Source organism: Bacillus sp. FJAT-22090 (genome assembly GCF_007676755.1).
GTDB lineage: Bacteria > Bacillota > Bacilli > Bacillales_A > Planococcaceae > Psychrobacillus.
Genome location: NZ_VEBK01000004.1, coordinates 1 through 18,950, shown reverse-complemented (window position 1 = coordinate 18,950; position 18,950 = coordinate 1). Strand labels below are relative to the sequence as shown.

Genomic DNA, 18,950 nt, shown 5'->3' with positions numbered 1-18,950 from the left:
CACTCCTAACAAAAAACTGTTTTTCTTTTATACGTAAATTAGTGCATAAAGTTTCATCTATAGATAGACACTAGTAGAAAAAGGAGGAAATACAATGCCAGATAACATATTGCCAAGTGCGTCCGAATCTTATTGGCGCGCTTCAAACGACTTTCCTATATTCCCAGCACTAAGCGAAAACATCGAGACGGATATCGTTATAATTGGTGCAGGCCTCACAGGGATTACGGCAGCCTATTTGCTAAGTCAAAGTGGACGAAATGTAGTCGTTGTAGAAGGTAGTAGAATATTAGAGGGTACAACTGGCTTTACAACAGCGAAAGTGACTGTGCAGCATGGTCCTATCTACCAGCAGCTAATCGAAACTTTCGGGGAGGAAAAGGCAAGACTTTATTACGAAGCAAATAATGAGGCTAAGAATTTCATTGAGCACACAGTAACAGAATTAGGAATTAAAAGTGATTTTGAAAAAGTAGACGCCTTTTTATATACGGATACAGATGATGGCGTGGAAGTATTACAAAAGGAACTGGATGCCTATCATAGGCTTGGGATTGAAGGTGCGACTTTAACAAAAGAAACTGGGCTTCCATTTACGGTGAAGGAATCACTTAAACTCGAAAACCAAGGACAATTTCATCCTGTAAAATATGCCTTGGGATTGGTAGAGAAGGCAAATGCAAATGGAGTGCAATTTTTTGAAAGGTCCCGTGCCAAATCTATTCATTCGACTAATACTGTACAAATGGTCGATGGTCATGAAATACGTGCGAAAAAAATATTAGTGTGCAGTCATTTTCCTTTTAATGACGAAGACGGGCTTTACTTTACTCGTATGTATTCGGAAAGATCATATGCAATTGCAGCGCTGGCAGAACCAAATTATCCACAAGGGATATACATCAATGTAGAAAAGCCTACCCGTTCTATCCGAACAGCACTAGGATCTGATGGTAGAAGGTATTTACTGTTAGGTGGGGAAGGGCATATTACAGGAAGATTCCAAGGGGATACAACAGCGAACTACGAAGTGTTAGCTGCATTTGGAAGAGAACAATTCAAAGTAAAACAATATGCTTATCGTTGGTCCGCGCAAGATTTAGTTACACTTGATCAACTGCCGTATGTTGGAATTATGACCTCAGGGCTTCAAGATGTCCTCGTTGCCACAGGGTATGCCAAATGGGGAATGACGAACAGCACAGTAGCAGCGAAAATTATGGTGGATAATGTTTTGGAAAAAGAAAATCGCTTTGCGGATCTTTACTCGCCAACCAGGTCGAAAATGAAAAAAGAAGATATTAAAACTTTCGCTAAAATTAATACAAATGTGGCAAAAGAGCTAGTCAAAGGAAAAACAGAGAAAATTGATGTGGTATTTCAAGATTTACAAGAGGGTTCAGGAGACATCATCAAACTGGATGGTAAAAAAGTGGGAGCCTACAAAGACAACTATGGCAAAATACATCTCGTTAAACCTGTATGCACACATCTAGGCTGCGATGTCGTATTCAATGGGGCGGAAAGCTCATGGGATTGCCCGTGTCATGGATCTAGATACACATATACAGGGGAAGTGATCGAAGGACCTGCGTATAAGCCACTGGAAAAAATAGATATTGGAGATTGAACTCTCCATAAGTGTATAGAAACATACCAAACACCCTTATATAAAGAATGTAAGGGTGTTTAATATTGTGCATAAAACACGTACTTGCAATTATTTTTTATATCGATTAAAATTACCGATATAGTTAAAGGAGAAGATCAAATGAAAAAACGTAGAGGATTTATACAAATAGCTATTTTGCATTTGCTAAAAGAAGAGATGATGCACGGTTATCAAATGATGAAGGAATTAGAAAATCGTTCCGGTGGACTATATACAGCGAGTGCTGGAACAATATATCCAGCGCTTCAAGAGTTAACGGAAAAAGAGATGATAGGACTAGATTCTACATCCGATAAAAAGACTTATTTTTTAATGGACAAAGGGGAAATCCGCCTCAAAGAATTCGGGAATCGCGGAGTGGAAGACTTCTGGGAAGAGTGGAAGGCTCGTTGGATATGGCAAAATTCAGAGGAGGCTGTCCAACTAAAGGCAGCAATGGATTTATGGGAAATAGAAATCCATCGAGCTATCAAACAATCCCGAAGTAGTTCCGAAAAATCAGCGAGATTAATAGAATTTATGAGAGAAATCACAGAGCGTCTACAGAAAGAAAACAACTAGAGAGGGGAATGTTATGAAATCCCTAAGTAAATTATTGACATATGTAAAGCCTTATACATTATTTGCAATACTAGGTCCACTTCTAATGTGTGTAGAAGTAGCGATGGATTTACTCCAACCAACTATTATGCAACATATGATTGATGTTGGGATTGCAAATAATGATAATGCTTATGTGATTAGGCTTGGACTGTTAATGCTTTTCACAGCCTTTATCGGTCTAATCGGGGGAGCAGGAAGCACGATTTACAGTACGAAAGCAGCTGTAAACTTCGCGGCAGATATCCGGCGTGATGTATTTAAAAAGACGGAGCAGTTTTCTAGTAAAAATACGGATTCATTTGGTGCTGGGAAACTCATCACGATCGTAACGAATGACGTGACAGCAGTACAACAGGCATTGATGATGACTTTGCGTATTTTTGTCCGTGGACCGCTACTTTTTATAGGAGCAGTCGTGATTGTTTGGTATACTGCGCGTGAATTATTTCCAGTTCTATTAGTGGCTATTCCAATTTTAATGGTATGTATTTATTTCTTTTCTGCTAAATCTGGGCAGCTTTTTGCGAAGGTACAAAGAGCAATGGACCAAGTGAACACAAAACTGCAAGAAACTTTTGCAGGAATTCGAGTAATTAAAGCATTCGATCGACAAAGCTATGAAATTAAAACCTTTCAAAAAGTGAATGACACATTAACCAAGCGGAATATGTCTGCAGAGCAAGTCATTCTAACGTTAATGCCTATTATGCTATTTATCGTGAATCTTGGGGTGGTCGCTGGTATGTGGATGGGTGCTATAAAAGTAAATGAAGGAACGCTTCAAGTCGGTGTTATTCTAGCCTTTATCAACTATTTGAATATTATTATGAATGGGCTGATGACAAGTAGCCATGTATTAATGCAAATCACTCGTTCCTTTACTTCTGCTAATCGAATAAGGCAAGTGCTTGATACAGATATCGATATTCAGGAACCTAAAACGCATACCTTGATCCCTCAAGTGAGAGGAGAAGTAGAATTTAAAGACGTGAATTTTAGTTATAGTAAAAACGGTGAGTATGTATTAAAAAATGTTTCCTTTAAAGCGAAAGCGGGAGAAACCATTGGTATTATTGGCTCTACTGGAAGTGGGAAGTCAACGCTTGTTAAACTGATTCCGCGACTTTACGATCCAGACTCAGGCGAGATTCTAATCGACGGGATTAATTTAAAGGACTATCCACTTGGAATCTTAAGAGAATCTATCGGTTTTGTTCCGCAAAAAGCTACATTATTTTCAGGAACAATCGAGGAGAATTTACGTTACGGAAAAGAAGAAGCAACGATTATAGAAATGGAAGAAGCGGCTAAGTCTGCAGCTGCAACTGAATTTATCGATAAATTGGAGAATAGATTTTCGCATGAACTTATGCAGGGAGCAACGAATTTATCTGGTGGTCAAAAGCAACGTCTGTCGATGACCCGTGCGTTTATCCGCAAGCCGAAAATTTTAGTGCTAGATGATTCAACCTCTGCTATTGATGCATTGTCGGAAGCTTCGGTACAACAAGCATTGAAGCAGAACCATGCACATACGACGGTATTCATCATTTCTTCAAAAGTTTCTTCGATAATAGACGCTGATAAGATTTTAGTTATCGATGATGGAACAATTGAAGCGAGTGGTACGCATAGTGAGTTATTAGAAAACAGTTCCGTATATCGTGGAATTTATGAAACACAAACAGGGAAGGAGGTATACGTATGAATAAAGCTTCCACATCCAATGCTCTCAGTCGTGCGCGTGGCCCGAGAGGATTTGGAGGACCTGTTGTAAAAGCAAAAGATCGAAAAGGAACAATAAAGAGAATATGGCGATACATGGAGAAACAAAAGCTAGCGATGATCGCTTCGATTATTTTTGTTATCATTTCTACGCTTTTGAACTTACTCGTACCGTATTTAATAGGTGTTATCATTGATCAATACATCATGCCAAAAGACATGAATGGAACACTTCGATTTTTAGTGTTACTTGCTGCTGTTTATATCGCTGCATCTATTTTTACTTGGCTCCAAACGTTTCTGATGGTTCGAGTATCCTTGCAAACCATTCGTATATTACGGCAGGATCTATTTAATAAATTTCAAACATTGTCTTTACGCTTTTTTGATAAACGGACACATGGTGACCTGATGAGCCGTGTGACGAATGATATTGAAAGCTTGAATAATGCGCTAAGTCAGAGTGTTATCCAAATATTTTCTTCTATTTTAATGGTTTCGGGTGTTGCTGTTGCAATGTTTTTGCTCAATTGGGTACTTGCTATCGTCTCATTACTAGTAATTCCTTTAATCATTTTTACAACGAAAAAGATTATTACATACAGTAGTAGTAATTTCATCAAAAGGCAGCGTGATTTGGGTGAGTTGAACGGTTTCATAGAGGAAGCCATTTCGGGAAACGAAGTCATCACCATTTTCGGGCAAGAAGAAAAAACGTTCACAAAATTTTCCGTGGTGAATGAAAGACTGAGACATTCAGCCATGGCAGCCGATACGGTATCTGGTTTCTTAGGACCGATTAATAACTTCATCAATAACCTAGGTCTCGCATTAATCATTGGAGTCGGAGCACTTATGACGGTGCAAGGGATGGCCACAGTTGGAATTATAGCCGCTTTTGTCACGTACTCACGTCAGTTTTTCCGTCCGATTAACCAGTTATCTAGCCTACTAAACACGTTCCAGTCTGCTATTGCTGGTGCAGAGCGGGTATTTGAAATCATGGATGAACCAGTCGATTTGAAGGATGAAAAAAATGCAATTTCCATTGAATCTTTTAAAGGAGATGTAGAGTTTTCAAATGTAAACTTCTCCTATGAGGACGGCAAGCCAATTTTGAAAGACATCAGCTTCCAAGCAAGAGCAGGTGAAAAAATCGCATTAGTTGGACCGACTGGTTCAGGGAAAACAACGATTATCAATTTGTTAATGCGTTTTTATGATATCGATTCCGGCGAGATTAAAATCGATGGTCGAACGATTAAAGACTATCAAATTAGTAAGCTCCGAGAAAAAATAGGAATTGTACTTCAAGATACATTTTTATTTACTGGAACGATTTTGGAGAATATCCGTTATGGTCGATTAGAAGCAACGGACGAAGAGGTCATTGCCGCTGCCAAAATGGCTTCCGCACACGGCTTTATCAAGCATTTGCCAGAACAGTATGAAACCCAAATTACTTCTGGTGGCTCAAGCCTAAGTCAAGGGCAACGCCAATTGCTAGCAATTGCACGAGCGATCTTAGCAGATTCCGATATACTAATTTTAGATGAAGCCACCTCAAGCATCGATACGAGGACAGAAATCGAAATCCAGCAAGGGATCAATCGATTATCGGAGGGTAGAACGAGCTTTGTTATTGCCCACCGTTTAAAAACAATCGAAAACGCAGATCGTATATTAGTTATTAATCAAGGAGAACTAATAGAATCCGGGACACATAAAGAACTATTGAAGCAAAAAGGATTCTATCACGAATTGTATGAAAGTCAGTTTAATATTTGAATGAAAAAGCAGGCAGTACTCCAAAGAATGGAAGTATTGCCTGCTTACCAGAAATAATTGTAAGCTCCGCAATATGTTCCAGATTCAAGCATGTTTGGAAGAGCATAATATATTACAATTTGTGGTACATAGTTGCGGAACTGAAAATGATACGAGCTCTTATCCCGTCTATCAGAGGTGATTATTAGTATGAAAAATATAAAGTTAAGGCTGATTTGGATTGTTCCGTTAGTATTCCTTTACATTGCTTTCCTGCTTCTTTCTTCTTATATCGAAATTTAGAAGAAATAGAAGGACTAAATATATTAATAATTCTAGATTTCCTATTATTATTTGTTCTTTTATATGGGACGTATCAAATTTCTTCATGGATCAAGGAGAAAAAGATGTGAGGGGAAGAGCAATAGCTAAAATCTGAGCAAATAAATATACGTTAAAAAAACAATCGTGCGGAGGAACTCCTGCACGATTGTTTTTAGAAAGAAAAAGTTTTCTCTTCTGTTTGTGTACGTTTTTGTAAATCTACAATAAGTGGGTCAGCGGAAGACTCTAGTAAATCTGTCTGTTTTTGTTGTAGGTCTAAACGCATTTTTTCTGTTTCCATTAAAAAGTTATTATACTTTAGTTTTTCTAGCTCAATTTCATCTTTCACAATTTGGGCTTTAAACTTTTGCGTTTTTCGTAAATGGGTTGTCCAAATTGCAGTAAGTGGTATAGAAAAAATCATTACGACAGCCACTAAGCCAATCCCGAGTCCGAATAATTCTTCCATTGATTATCCCTCCAAAGCCATTTTCTTAAGTATATACGAAAAAAGAAAGAAATGGTTCCAGAAAGTGAAAGATAATTCTGATTTGGAGGAATTAGTTGGAATTTTAGAGTGTTTAGTTGGAAAAGCACTTAAAAACTAAAAAAGCTCCCCCCGAATAATTTCGGAGGAGCTAACAGTTTCCATTTACTTCTTCAAGTATGCCCATGCATACTGCGCATATAGCTCTGCTCCGGTGACAAGTGCATCTTCGTCAATATCAAAGTTTCCATGATGGTGAGACCACTCTGTATCTTTTTCTGCATTACCACTACCTACTAAAGCAAAGCTACCGGGTGCCTTTGTTAAGTAAGCAGAGAAGTCTTCTGCACCCATTGTCGGTTTTTCATCAAATAAAACATTAGAACCAAATGCTTCCATAGCAACTTGCTGAACGAGTTTTGCGCTTTCTTCCTCATTAACTACGGTATCCGTACCTCGGGTATATTCCACTTCTGCAGTTGCTCCATAAATAGCTGCCACATTCTCCGCGTATTGCGTAATGCTTTTTTCGATATGGTCTCTCGTTTCGGGATGGAATGTACGAACTGTTCCTTCGATTTCGGCATTTTCTGCGATTACGTTAAATCTAGTCCCTACAACCATTTTACCGATAGTGAGAACAGCAGGACTTTGAGGATCAATCGTTCTAGAAACAACCGTTTGAACATTCATGACGAAGGAAGAGGCGACAATTGCAGCGTCGATACAAGCTTCTGGTATCGCTCCATGTCCACCTTTCCCTTTAAATTTCACTTTAATAATATCAGCAGCGGCGAAGGAAGGCCCTGGCGAGCAAGCAACTTTATGTGTTGGCATTTGTGACCAGATGTGAATACCAAATACATTGTCTACTCCATCCATCGCACCTTGGTCTACTAGTGCTTGAGCACCTCTTGCAACTTCTTCTGCTGGTTGGAATAAGAATCGAACATTCCCTGGGAGTTCTTCTTTTACATCATTTAGAGCCTTCGCAGCAATAAGCAGCATGGAAGTATGTGCATCGTGGCCGCAAGCGTGCATTTTTCCAGGAGTTTTAGATGCATAAGGGACATGTGTATTCAGTTGGTCTACTGCTAGTGCATCCATATCTCCGCGAAGTGCAACAGTTTTTCCACCTGGAACAGCTTGGATTTCAGCGATAACGCCAGTAGGTTCTGTTTTTCTATATGGGATGCCTAGCTTGTCTAAGTACTCACAAACAAAAGCGGTCGTTTTGAATTCCTCAAATGATAACTCGGGTTCACTATGTAATTTACGACGTAGTGCAGTTAACTCTTCACTATAATTAGAAATCGCTTCTTTAATTTTTGAATTGATCATATCAGTTTCCCTCCGTTAGTTGTAAAGCTGTTTGAAACAAAATGTTTGCACCGTTCACCAAATGATTTGCATCCGACCATTCTTCCGGGCAATGGCTAAGTCCATCTTTACTTGGAATGAATATCATTCCGCAAGCGGTAAAATCAGAGAAAACCATTGCATCGTGACCAGCCCCGCTATTGATTGCGCAATATGGGACGTTCAATTTGTCGCTCGTTTCTTTTAAGATCGATCGAATAGTTGAGTCCATTTCTTTCGGTGCAATATACAGTAATCGCTCGCTTGAAGTAAGAATGCTATTAGCTTGTTTCGAAGCTATCAACTGTTCCACATTCCTTACAGCATTTTGCACATGTTCTTCTTTACCAGAACGTATATCTACCGAGAAAACTACTTTATCTGGAATAACATTTGCACCGTTAGGAAATACATGTAGCTGTCCAGTTGTAATCACGGTACCATCACCTTCATCTTTAGCTAACTGTGGAAAGGCAGCAATCACTTCGGCTGCTGCAACAAGAGCGTCTGAGCGGTGATCCATTGGAGTAGTTCCAGCATGACCAGCTTTGCCTTGTATCGTTACTTCTAATTGAGTTAACCCGACAATTGCTTCTACTACACCAATTGGAATAGCCTTTTCTTCTAGAATAGGACCTTGCTCGATATGAAGTTCAAGGAAGGCTTTTATCGTCTTAGGATCTCGGAGCTTTTCTTTTGAAGGATCCAAGCCAATGCTTTTCATTGCTTGTTCGGCTAATATGCCGTCTTTATCCGCAAGAACTTTAAAGTCTTCATCGGTCAATAACCCCATCATTCCTCTAGAGCCAAGTAATCCACCACCAAAACGCGATCCTTCTTCTTCAACAAGTGCGATTACTTCAAGTGGATACGCAGGCTTACAATTCTTCTCTTGAAATAAAGCAGCTACTTCTAATCCGATGACAACTCCAGCAGTACCATCGTAAGCACCACCATTCGGAACAGAATCGAAATGAGAGCCAACGATAACAGAAGGCGCGTCTGGAATTGATCCTTCAAGCTTCCCAAAAATATTTCCAAAACCGTCTTCCGAAACAGTTAGCCCATATTCACGCATTCGATCTTTAATATAGTTTCTAGCTTCTAAATCCTCTTTCGAATAAGTAAGTCTAGTTACACCAACTTCAGGGGTGGCGGTAAATTGACTTAAACGTTCAATATGCTGTTCGATTCTTTGTTTATTTGCATACATATTATCACTCCTATTTTTATAAGAATCCTACGAATATACCTGCGAGAATAACAGAAACGATTGTTACACTTATAAACCCACCAACTAGCATTGGGGCAAGCATATGATCTGTTAATGCTTGTCGTTCTCTTTCATCCTGTGTTAAGGAGTTGATCACTTCATTCGTAATTATAAAGTCAGCAGGGAAGCCATATAACGCGGTTAAAGACACAGCAAATGCCATATTTTTATTCACCTTAAGGACTTTACCGATGATAAGAGAGAAAAGGTACATGCCAATAACTCCTATAGCAATCGTCCCAACTAATGGATATATAATTTCTACAATCATGGATGGTGTTGCAGCTTTTAAACCATCGAAAACAAATAACATTAAAACCATTACACAAATTCCAAAGCCATTTGCTTTTTGTAGTACATTACGTTCTAAAAAGCCGAAGCTTCCGGCAATAATACCAAATAACAAACAGAGCACATACGGACTAACAGTTACGATCGGTGCTAATAATGTAGAAACAAGGTAAGCAAGGAAGCCTACGAAAGCTAGACGGAAAAACTTAAAATAGTCTGTATTATATTGTTTAGGCATTTTACGGAACATTTTCAGCTCTTCTTTTGGCTCATCTGAAGTAGAACTTGCTTGTTCCGTTAAAACTAATTCTCCATTCCGATACTTCTCCAAAAGCCTTTTTCCTTCTTTTTTAAGTGCAATAGATGTTAAAGGATACCCAGCAAAGCCTTGCATCACGTAAATAACGATTGCGAAAACAGATAGGGTTGTTAGTCCCGCGTCAGCAGCTCCCTCTGACATGATTAGAGCAGATACTATTCCTCCGACTAAAGGGGGAATTGCAACAATAATTGTTTCAATATCAAATAATAATGTTCCAATTCCAAAGAGAGCTACAATGATCCCTAAAATTCCAGCAAGAGATATTAATATAGTTTTCCATTGTTCTTTCAATTGTTGTAACGAAAGCAAAGTACCCATGTTGGTAATAAGCAAGTAAATCATCATTGTAGCAACAACCGGTGGTACACCGGCAAGAGGAACGATATCTTTTGGAAAGAACGTCCAATATCCAATAAGGAATAAAACAGCGGATACAAAAACGGAAGGAATCCAAGCCTTTGTACGTGTAGAAACAAGATCTCCAATGAATAAAATAGCAATTACAATAACTAAAGCAAGCATTTGTGACATAATTTTTATTCCTTTCAGATAATATAGAATTGTTCACATAATAACACGTATATAATATATGTGATATATTTCTGAAATATTAGTTTTTTTAATTGGTAATGTAAGTGTTTTCTTTATTTAATAGATAGCTAAATAGTTTTTTACACTTTGACAAATAAAAAAGCTACTCTGGAATTCCAGAGTAGCTTGGAGAAATCTAAATTATTGAGCAGGGTTAAGTTGAAGTTCAACAGAGATTTTGATGTCTTCGCCAACAAGTACTCCGCCAGTTTCTAGTGCTTGGTTCCATACTAATCCAAAGTCTTTACGGTTAAGTTTTGCATCAGCAGAGAATGCTACAACTTCAACACCCCATGGGTTAGTACCTTTTCCGCCGTATTCAGCTTTGAAAGTAACTGGTTTTGTCACGTCTTTAATTGTAATATCACCTGTTACATCATATTCGCCGTCATCAGTTTTTTTGATGTCAGTTGCGACAAACTTAATATTCGGGTATTTTTCTGTATCAAAGAAGTCAGCAGAACGTAAATGGTTATCACGATCTTCGTTATTTGTAGTAACCGAGTTTACATCGATGTCAAAACTGATTGTTGCACCTGTTAAATCTTCTGCATTCCCTTCTAAGTCAGCAGAGAAGTTAGTGAAAGAACCTTTTACTTTTGAAACCATCATGTGTTTTACGGAAAAATCGATACTAGAATGTGCAGCGTCAAGATTAAATTTTGTCATTTTTAATTTCCTCCTAAAAGTATGTTTGTTTTTTTTTTAGTATATAACATATTTGTCTTGAAATCAAGATGTTTTATTTCGAAACAAATGAAAATCCAAGCAACTTATATTACCCTATTCAGATACATTTAAACTCTGAAGTTACTTTATGTAACTAACTTTAAAATAATACCTAGATTACGTCAAGTAATTAAATTACCTTGTTTTACAAAAAAAAAATATAGGCGTATAATAGGACGTAATTGAGGTGAATCAGATGAAAGAAACATTATTATGTCCACGTTTAGCGAAGGCAATGGAGTTGCTTGGAAAAAGATGGACCGCGTTAATTATTTTTCAACTAATAGATGGAGCGAAACGATTTAATGAAATTGAGTCGTCTCTACCGATAAGTGGACGATTACTTTCAGAGCGTTTAAAAGAGCTAGAAAAAGAAGGCTTAGTAGAAAGAACCGTTTTTTCAGAAGTTCCGATCCGAGTAGAATATAACTTAACTGACAAAGGGTATGCGCTAAAAGACGTAATTGATGGAATTGAATCTTGGTCGAAAGAATGGTTCTAACAATTTTCCTTGAAAAATTAAGTGCAAGAACGCATACTATGTAAGGATGAAAGGTTAATGAAGAAAGGATTGTCTCTTTTTGGCTAAACAACAATGGTTTCAAGATTTAATTACAAAGCTAGATCCGAAAAATGTAAAAATAGATGAGGCACTGAATGTGCATACAATGACAAGAATGGGTGGTGTGGCAGATATATTTGTGACACCAGAAACAGAAGACGAAGTTGCATTTACAGTTCAGTATGCTTATAAAAATCATATCCCATTATTGCTACTAGGAAATGGTTCTAATATGGTTGTTCGAGATGGGGGAGTTCGTGGTATTGTCCTTCGTTTGGAAAAGTTGAACAAAATTACGATAAACGGAAACAGAGTGATTGCTGAGAGTGGAGCAGATATTATCGATGTTTCAAGAGCAGTTGCAAGTCATACGTTGTCGGGCTTAGAGTTCGCTTGTGGGATCCCAGGTTCGATTGGGGGTGCAATGGCGATGAATGCAGGTGCTTATGGTGGGGAGATTCAAGACGTGATCGTCCAAACGACCGTTCTTACGCCAGATGGAGAAAAGCTAATCCTTTCCAAAGATGAGCTCGAACTAGGCTACCGCAAAAGTATTATTACCAAAAAAGGATATTATGTATTATCTGCTGAGTTTGAATTGTCTCCTGGAAAACAGGAAGAAATCGATGCTAAAATTGCAGATTTGACGTTTCAACGCGAATCCAAACAGCCACTCGAATATCCTTCAGCAGGTAGTGTATTCAAACGTCCACCTGGTTATTTCGCAGGAAAACTTATTCAAGATAGCGGACTACAAGGAAAAGGTTTTGGAGGAGCGGAAGTTTCAACAAAGCATGCAGGTTTTATTGTAAATAAAAACAACGCAACGGCTACCGATTATATTAGTACCATTGAAATGGTAAAAAATACGGTAAAAGAAAATTTTGGTATCGAACTTGAATTAGAAGTAAAAATAGTCGGCGAAAACAAATAATAATATAAATCCTGGCCTATGAATATATATATTCATAGGCATTTTTGCGTACTTAAAGGTGATTTTATAGAAGTGTCGAATAATGTAGAGGATTACTAGGGGGTATGTAGATGAGAAAAAGGTGGAAAATAGCTGCATGGGTAATAGGAAGTGTGCTTGCGCTATGTATTGTTGCTGTAGTTGGATTGAATATGTATCTCTCCAATTCAAAGCCAATTATTAAAGGAGAGCTTACATTAGATGGGTTGGATTCTGAAGTGAAGGTTGTTCGTGATGATAAGGGTGTACCACATATCAAGGCACAGTCAGACGCAGATCTATATCGTGCGCAAGGATTTGTACAAGCACAGGATAGGTTGTTCCAAATGGATTTAGCGAGAAGACAAGCAAGTGGTAGGTTATCAGAAGTTGTTGGAGAGGCCGCAGTAAACACAGATAAGTTTTTCTTAACTTTTAGTTTACGGGATGCAGCCGAAAAATCGTACGACGGGTATAACGAGGAAGCAAAACAAGTACTGCAGTGGTATGCAGAGGGAGTCAATGAATTTATCGCAACAGCTAAAAAAGAAAAGAAGTTGAGTTATGAATTTAAACTACTTGGATATGAGCCGGAAGAGTGGACGCCTATTGATTCGTTAACGATAGGGAAGTATATGGCTTATGATTTAGGTGGTAACTGGTCATCCTTAGCCATTAGGCACTGGGCACTAACTGAATTTGGAGAAGATAAAGCAAGGGAATTATTTATCACCTATCCAGAAGAATCTCGTTCTATCATTGAGGCTAATTTAAATAGCCCCGTAACCGTAAGTGGTTCTTTTGAAGCAGGAGTATTACCAAATGAATTTAATGGTAGTAATAATTGGGTCGTAAGTGGAGATAAAACAGAAAGTGGAATGCCTTTACTTGCAGATGATCCACATTTAGGGTTAAGCACTCCGTCTATTTGGTATCAAATGCATTTGGAGTCGCCGGAACAAAACGTAAGCGGTGTCATCTTTGCCGGAATTCCAGGAATTATTTTGGGTCATAACGAAGACGTTGCTTGGGGCGTGACAAATGTAGGACCAGACGTACAAGACCTATATATTGAAACACCAAACCCAGACGATCGAACACAATTTTTATACGACGGAAAATGGGAGCAAGCAGAAGTACGCAATACACCTATTAAAGTGAAAGGACAGGCGGATGTCCCTTTTGAGGTAGTCGTCACTCGTCATGGACCGATTATTTCAGATGTTCTGTTCAAAGAAGAAGAAGCATCTGCCCTCTTTTCGATGCAGTGGACTGCATTAGAGCCAACACTTGAATTACAGGCCATCATGAAGATGAACAAATCGTCTAACTGGGATGAATTTGAAACTGCATTAACAGATTTTCATGCACCTGCACAAAATTTTGTGTTTGCTGCCAAAGATGGAACAATCGCATATAAAGCGAATGGTCGTATACCGATTCGTAAATCGGGCGATGGACAATTACCAGTTCCCGGGGATTCAACACAGTATGAGTGGGAAGGATTTGTACCTTACAATGAGTTGCCAACTGTTGTGAACCCGAAAGAAGGTTTTATAGCTACTGCAAATAATCAGGTAGTGGACGATTCATATAAATACCATATTACTGATTTTTGGGCTCAATCCTACCGATATGAACGAATTGCAGAAGTACTTGAAAGCAAGTCAGATTTAACGAAAGAAGACATGATGAACTTGCAGATGGATCAAACGAATTTATATGCGAGAGAGTTTTTGAAGGATATGCTTGGTTCCGTTCAAAAGTTAGATAATGACGGCGAATATAAAGAGGTGATTGCATTATTAACCGATTGGAATCAAGTGGATGATAAAGAACAGGCGGCACCACTAGTATTTCATAAGTGGATCAAACAGTTACCGAGAACGCTATTAGAAAAAGAAATGCCAAAAGACGTATATGATATGCTTCCTGGCAAAGGGAATATCTCTGATCAATTCTTGAGAAAAGGATATAAAAATGAAACAAGTACTTGGTTAGAAGCGTACGGAGGAGTAGACAAATGGGTATATGATTCATTTGTAACGGCTATAGCGGATATAGAAGATGGATTTGGGACGAACGAAAAGAAATGGAAATGGGGAGATTATCATCAGCTCACATTTGACCACCCATTATCTAGTGCTTCTCCTGTTTTAGCATATTTATTAAATCCAAAATCGGTACCGATTGGTGGGTCCAATATTACTGTTCAAGCGGCAGGATTTGATGAAGCTGGCAGGGTGGATCACGGGGCATCTTGGCGATTTGTAGCAGACTTAGCCAATTTAAATGAGGCCTATCATATCGTTGGCCCTGGGCAAAGTGGTCATATAAAATCTGACTGGTATCACGATCAGGTGTTGGACTGGGCTGAGGGAAAATATCACACTACTACTATAGATGGAAAAATAGAAAACGGTTATGAATTACTATTGAAAGCTGAATAGGTACAAAATGAGCGATCACTTCCAAGTTGAAGTGGTCGTTTTTCTTTATGCGGCTTTTAAAAACATTCAAATTAATATTTGAATGAAGTTGATATTTGAATAGTTCGAACATATAATGAGGATAACAATCAAACGAATATTTGAATGAGGTGGAGAAATGCAGAGGAATGATATGTGTGAAATAACGGAAGTGAACAGGGACGTGGTTTTTTATGTAAAAAAGAAGCTACCCGATGTAACAAAGGTTGCACAAATATTTAAAGCCTTGGCGGATGAAACACGGCTAAAGATTGCGTATTCGCTAACAATAGAAGAAGAGCTATGCGTTTGTGATGTTAGTGAAATTATTGGTTCATCTACTGCTACAGCATCCCATCATTTACGTTTCTTACGAGATTTATCGCTGGCAAAGTCTCGTAGAAAAGGAAAATTGGTTTATTACTCATTAGCTGATCACCATGTGAACGAGCTTGTTAAAATCGCGTATGAACACGCTGTGGAAGAGGGTGAAAAAGATGGAGAACGCTGTTAAAAAAGAATACCGCTTAGAAAACCTTTCTTGTGCCAATTGTGCAATGAAATTTGAAAAAAATATAAGAAGTCTTCCTAATGTAGAAGAAGCAATTGTGAACTTCGGAGCATCTAAGGTAACGGTAATCGGCGAAGTAACAGTAGAAGATATTGAGAAGGCTGGCGCATTTGATGGCATTAAATTGGCTCCTGTCAAACAACGAAAAGAAGAAAGAGTACCATTTTTCAAACGCAAAGAAAACATTGTTTCCTTCATTTCCTTCTTCTTTTTAATCATCGGAATTATCGCTTCGTTTGTATATGAAGAAGCACATCCAATAGCAATAGGATTATTTGTCATTTCTATTGGAATTGGTGGATATGAAATGTTCAAAAGTGGGCTGATGAATCTATCTCGCTTTTATTTTGATATGAAAACACTTATGACAATTGCAATTATTGGTGCAGCCATTATAGGTGAGTGGCGTGAAGGGGCAGTCGTTGTTTTCTTATTTGCCGTGAGTGAGGCGTTAGAGGCGTATTCGATGAATAAAGCCCGTCAATCCATCAGTCAATTAATGGATATTGCACCTCCAACAGCTACTATTAGACGAGATGATCGATTAGTCGAAGTCGATACAGAGTTTATACAAGTAAATGACATTCTAGTCGTAAAACCAGGTCAAAAAATTGCCATGGACGGAATTGTACTAAAAGGTACTTCTTCGGTAAATCAAGCATCGATTACTGGGGAGGCTGTGCCTGTCTTTAAAACGACTGGTGATGATGTATTTGCCGGTACTTTAAATGAAGAAGGGTTCCTAGAAATTCAAGTAACGAAGCGAGTGGAAGATACTACAATTGCAAAGATTATTCATCTAGTAGAAGAAGCACAGGCTGAAAAAGCACCGTCCCAAAAATTCGTTGATAAGTTTGCTAAATACTATACACCAGTTATAATTGCAATCGCATTTTTAGTAGCAATCGTCCCTCCATTATTCGGAGCAGATTGGCAAACTTGGATTTACCAAGGGCTTGCCGTATTGGTAGTAGGATGCCCTTGTGCATTAGTCGTTTCTACACCGGTAGCAATCGTCACTGCAATCGGAAATGCAGCAAAGCAAGGTGTACTTATTAAAGGTGGCATCCATTTAGAGGAAATTGGGCGATTGAAGGCTATTGCTTTCGATAAAACTGGAACATTAACAAAAGGATATCCAGAAGTAACACATGTGGAAGCTGAATCTACAAAAGAATTTATCCAAAATATAATGTCGATCGAATCATATTCTCAGCATCCGCTAGCACAGGCAATCGTCAATTATGGTGCAAAAGATCATATTAGTACGGTAGAAGTAAATCATTTTCAGTCTATTACAGGCAAAGGGGCAGAAGGTATTATCGGAGAAAGAAAATGGTCCGTAGGTAGTGTGGCGTGGATTCTTTCTCAAGCGTCAATTCCAAGCTTAGTAATTGAACAGGTTGAGCAATTACAGTCAGAAGGTAATACAGTAATGCTCGCATTGGAAGATGGAGTATACAAAGGATATATTGCGGTAGCAGACCCAATTCGCTCAACAAGCAGTAAAGTGCTCCAAGATCTTAAATCTGCAGGTATCAAACATACAGTAATGTTAACAGGAGACGATAACCGCACTGCAAATGCCATCGCTGCAAAACTTGGAATGACAGACGTGGAAGCAGGGCTTATGCCAGAGCAGAAGTTAACAGCTATTAAAGCATTAAAAGAAAAGTATGGAGCAGTTGCAATGGTTGGGGATGGCGTGAATGATGCGCCGGCTCTTGCGGCAGCAACAGTTGGAATAGCGATGGGAGGGGCTGGGACGGACGCTGCACTTGAAACGGCAGATGTTGCTCTTATGGCCGATGATTTAGAAAAACTTCCATATACAATAAGATTAAGCCGAAAAGCATTGCATATTATTAAAGAAAATATTATGTTTGCTTTAGGACTAAAGATAATTGCGCTACTACTCATTATTCCAGGGTGGTTAACTTTATGGATAGCAATCTTTGCAGATATGGGGGCGACATTACTAGTAGTGCTAAATTCATTGCGTTTACTAAAATCGTTCAGCCGCAAAATGCATATGTAACATGTTCGGAGGGAATAAAATGAAGCTTACTGAATGGACTATGGAAGAACAAGAACAACTTATCCACTTTATGACAACAAATACTTGGCCGTATCACGGTAATTCTCATCCAGCTAGAGAGCTTATCGAAAAGACAATTGAAGAGGGCGGGTATCAATCAGACGAAGTAAAAACTTTCTGGGTTGAAAATGAAGAAAGTGAACAAGTGGGAATCGTTAAAATTTACGATCTACAGGATGAAATCCCTTTATTTGACTTGAGAATTGCAGATGGTGCACGAGGCAGAGGATATGGTCCAAAGGCATTGAAAATGGTAGTGGAATATGTTTTTCAATTACCAGAGGCGAAAATTCGTTTAGAAGGTCATACGAGACAAGATAATTTTGCAATGCGAAAGACATTTGAACGTGCAGGCTTTGTAAAAGAAGCCCAACTTCGACAAGCCTGGTTTTCTCCTAAAGAAGATTCTTATTATGATGCTGTGACGTATGGAATGACGCGAGAAGATTTTAAAAAAGGAACTGCGACTCCAGTAAAATGGGATGATGATTTTCATCCGAAGGAGAATAATATAGAGGATTTTACTTTTACTGAAGAGTTCTATACAGAGCGTTTAATCATACGAGCACCAAAAGTAGAAGATGCGGAAGTGCTTTGGAAGGCGATTACTGCCTCGAATGATGCCTTAAAGGAATGGATGCCTTGGGCCCAAGCGAAACAAACCTTAGAACAAACAGTGTCAAATTTACGCCAAGCAGTTGCAGACTTCATTACAAGAAAAGATTTAAGGCTTCATTTATTTTTAAAAGAAACAGGAGAGTTTGTAGGTTCTTCAGGTTTACACCGCATTGACTGGAATGTCCGTAAATTTGAGATTGGCTACTGGATTGATACGAAGTTCGAGGGAAAAGGGTTAATGACGGAAGCGGTGGAGCGTATTACACAATTTGCGTTTGAAGATTTGCAGGCAAATCGAGTTGAAATACGTTGTGATAGCGAAAATGTCAGAAGCCGCTCGGTTGCAACAAGACTAGCCTATACTTTAGAAGGTACGCTTCATCACGACTCTTTAGCCGCGGACGGCAAGACGTTAAGAGATACTTGTATTTATGCTAAAACGAAAAACTAAAAGGTGTTGCCAACAGGCAACACCTTTCAGACTGTAGACAAACTCGAAATTTCGAGTTTGCCTACAGTCTTTTTTGTTTTAAAATAA

Annotated in this window: 15 protein-coding genes; 10 read left to right on the top strand and 5 right to left on the bottom strand. The window is 38.6% G+C overall.

The window, feature by feature from the left end; translation table 11 throughout:
• Positions 1-94 precede the first annotated feature (94 nt).
• The 4 genes from FS486_RS07115 (at position 95) to FS486_RS07100 (ending at position 5,788) form a co-directional block, all read left to right on the top strand.
• Positions 95-1,630, top strand: coding sequence for an FAD-dependent oxidoreductase (locus tag FS486_RS07115; protein WP_144510642.1), 1,536 nt, complete (start codon positions 95-97; stop codon positions 1,628-1,630).
• A gap of 141 nt (positions 1,631-1,771) precedes the next feature.
• Complete coding sequence (locus FS486_RS07110) at positions 1,772-2,233, top strand: PadR family transcriptional regulator (protein WP_144510641.1); 462 nt, start codon at positions 1,772-1,774, stop codon at positions 2,231-2,233.
• 13 nt (positions 2,234-2,246) lie between these two features.
• Entirely contained in the window at positions 2,247-3,983 is a 1,737-nt protein-coding gene (locus FS486_RS07105) for an ABC transporter ATP-binding protein (RefSeq protein WP_144510640.1), read from the top strand.
• Positions 3,980-5,788 (top strand): ABC transporter ATP-binding protein, encoded by a 1,809-nt coding sequence (locus tag FS486_RS07100; protein WP_144510639.1) that lies wholly within the window; start codon positions 3,980-3,982, stop codon positions 5,786-5,788. Before FS486_RS07105 ends, FS486_RS07100 begins: the two co-directional genes overlap by 4 nt.
• A 475-nt stretch (positions 5,789-6,263) precedes the next feature.
• Here FS486_RS07100 and FS486_RS07095 read toward each other — a convergent pair whose 3' ends face one another.
• The 5 genes from FS486_RS07095 to FS486_RS07075 all read right to left on the bottom strand — a co-directional run bounded on the left by FS486_RS07095 (position 6,264) and on the right by FS486_RS07075 (position 11,083).
• On the bottom strand, positions 6,264-6,560 hold the full coding sequence (locus FS486_RS07095; RefSeq protein WP_144510638.1) for a hypothetical protein: 297 nt from the start codon (positions 6,558-6,560) through the stop codon (positions 6,264-6,266).
• A 183-nt stretch (positions 6,561-6,743) separates the two neighbouring features.
• Positions 6,744-7,919 (bottom strand): amidohydrolase, encoded by a 1,176-nt coding sequence (locus tag FS486_RS07090; protein ID WP_144510637.1) that lies wholly within the window; start codon positions 7,917-7,919, stop codon positions 6,744-6,746.
• 1 nt (position 7,920) lies between these two features.
• Positions 7,921-9,150 (bottom strand): Zn-dependent hydrolase, encoded by a 1,230-nt coding sequence (locus tag FS486_RS07085; protein WP_144510636.1) that lies wholly within the window; start codon positions 9,148-9,150, stop codon positions 7,921-7,923.
• 16 nt (positions 9,151-9,166) lie between these two features.
• Positions 9,167-10,354, bottom strand: coding sequence for a hypothetical protein (locus FS486_RS07080; RefSeq protein WP_144510635.1), 1,188 nt, complete (start codon positions 10,352-10,354; stop codon positions 9,167-9,169).
• Positions 10,355-10,555: 201 nt separating this feature from the next.
• Entirely contained in the window at positions 10,556-11,083 is a 528-nt protein-coding gene (locus tag FS486_RS07075) for a YceI family protein (RefSeq protein WP_144510634.1), read from the bottom strand.
• A gap of 256 nt (positions 11,084-11,339) precedes the next feature.
• Here FS486_RS07075 and FS486_RS07070 point away from each other — a divergent pair, with 256 nt between their 5' ends.
• From FS486_RS07070 to FS486_RS07045, 6 genes are all read left to right on the top strand, one after another.
• The gene (locus FS486_RS07070) at positions 11,340-11,645 is read left to right on the top strand and encodes a winged helix-turn-helix transcriptional regulator (RefSeq protein ID WP_144510633.1); all 306 of its coding nucleotides are present in this window, start codon (positions 11,340-11,342) and stop codon (positions 11,643-11,645) included.
• A 79-nt stretch (positions 11,646-11,724) separates the two neighbouring features.
• Positions 11,725-12,639 carry a UDP-N-acetylmuramate dehydrogenase gene (gene murB / locus FS486_RS07065; protein ID WP_144510632.1) on the top strand — a complete coding sequence of 305 codons (915 nt, stop codon included), beginning with the start codon at positions 11,725-11,727 and terminating at the stop codon, positions 12,637-12,639.
• Between the two features lie 110 nt (positions 12,640-12,749).
• A complete protein-coding gene (locus tag FS486_RS07060; RefSeq protein ID WP_144510631.1) occupies positions 12,750-15,107 on the top strand; it encodes a penicillin acylase family protein in 2,358 nt (785 codons plus the stop codon).
• A gap of 157 nt (positions 15,108-15,264) precedes the next feature.
• A complete protein-coding gene (locus tag FS486_RS07055) occupies positions 15,265-15,639 on the top strand; it encodes an ArsR/SmtB family transcription factor (protein WP_144510630.1) in 375 nt (124 codons plus the stop codon).
• Complete coding sequence (locus FS486_RS07050; RefSeq protein WP_144510629.1) at positions 15,623-17,734, top strand: heavy metal translocating P-type ATPase; 2,112 nt, start codon at positions 15,623-15,625, stop codon at positions 17,732-17,734. Before FS486_RS07055 ends, FS486_RS07050 begins: the two co-directional genes overlap by 17 nt.
• Positions 17,735-17,753: 19 nt before the next feature.
• On the top strand, positions 17,754-18,863 hold the full coding sequence (locus FS486_RS07045) for a GNAT family N-acetyltransferase (RefSeq protein ID WP_144510628.1): 1,110 nt from the start codon (positions 17,754-17,756) through the stop codon (positions 18,861-18,863).
• Positions 18,864-18,950 lie beyond the last annotated feature (87 nt).

Coding starts and splice junctions, on each gene's coding strand:
- FS486_RS07115 (WP_144510642.1), top strand. CDS start 95: ATGCCAGATAACATATTGCCAAGTGCGTCCGAATCTTATTGGCGCGCT.
- FS486_RS07110 (WP_144510641.1), top strand. CDS start 1,772: ATGAAAAAACGTAGAGGATTTATACAAATAGCTATTTTGCATTTGCTA.
- FS486_RS07105 (WP_144510640.1), top strand. CDS start 2,247: ATGAAATCCCTAAGTAAATTATTGACATATGTAAAGCCTTATACATTA.
- FS486_RS07100 (WP_144510639.1), top strand. CDS start 3,980: ATGAATAAAGCTTCCACATCCAATGCTCTCAGTCGTGCGCGTGGCCCG.
- FS486_RS07095 (WP_144510638.1), bottom strand. CDS start 6,560: ATGGAAGAATTATTCGGACTCGGGATTGGCTTAGTGGCTGTCGTAATG.
- FS486_RS07090 (WP_144510637.1), bottom strand. CDS start 7,919: ATGATCAATTCAAAAATTAAAGAAGCGATTTCTAATTATAGTGAAGAG.
- FS486_RS07085 (WP_144510636.1), bottom strand. CDS start 9,150: ATGTATGCAAATAAACAAAGAATCGAACAGCATATTGAACGTTTAAGT.
- FS486_RS07080 (WP_144510635.1), bottom strand. CDS start 10,354: ATGTCACAAATGCTTGCTTTAGTTATTGTAATTGCTATTTTATTCATT.
- FS486_RS07075 (WP_144510634.1), bottom strand. CDS start 11,083: ATGACAAAATTTAATCTTGACGCTGCACATTCTAGTATCGATTTTTCC.
- FS486_RS07070 (WP_144510633.1), top strand. CDS start 11,340: ATGAAAGAAACATTATTATGTCCACGTTTAGCGAAGGCAATGGAGTTG.
- FS486_RS07060 (WP_144510631.1), top strand. CDS start 12,750: ATGAGAAAAAGGTGGAAAATAGCTGCATGGGTAATAGGAAGTGTGCTT.
- FS486_RS07055 (WP_144510630.1), top strand. CDS start 15,265: ATGCAGAGGAATGATATGTGTGAAATAACGGAAGTGAACAGGGACGTG.
- FS486_RS07050 (WP_144510629.1), top strand. CDS start 15,623: ATGGAGAACGCTGTTAAAAAAGAATACCGCTTAGAAAACCTTTCTTGT.
- FS486_RS07045 (WP_144510628.1), top strand. CDS start 17,754: ATGAAGCTTACTGAATGGACTATGGAAGAACAAGAACAACTTATCCAC.